We start from the raw sequence: 360 nt of genomic DNA on the forward strand, positions 1-360 counted from the left end.
ATACATATCGGGAGCATGCAAAAGTGTGCCTCGATCGCCGAAGGCAACGACGGACATCGCAATGCTGTGCACCTTTGATACGATCGTGGTTCCTTCCAAGGGATCAACGGCGACATCAACTTCCGGGCCGTCCGCTCCGGGATTGCCCAGCTTCTCTCCTATGTAAAGCATCGGGGCTTCGTCCAATTCACCTTCCCCAATCACCACTGTTCCCCGCATCGCGATGGTATCAAACATCGCACGCATCGCACTGGTAGCAGCGCCATCCGCTTCGTTCTTTTTGCCCCGGCCCAACCACTGGGCGGAAGCAAGTGCGGCTACTTCCGTCACGCGGACAACCTCCAACGCCAACTCTCTTTC

General features: G+C 56.9%; 1 protein-coding gene. It reads right to left on the bottom strand.

Going from position 1 to position 360, the window contains the following annotated elements; translation table 11 throughout:
* Positions 1-360: fructose-bisphosphatase class II (locus MXD62_RS10465; RefSeq protein ID WP_248829126.1), on the bottom strand; the 360-nt coding region annotated here is incomplete at both ends.

Origin of the sequence: Frankia sp. Mgl5, from assembly GCF_023242985.1 — a bacterium.
Classification (GTDB): domain Bacteria; phylum Actinomycetota; class Actinomycetes; order Frankiales; family Frankiaceae; genus Parafrankia; species Parafrankia soli.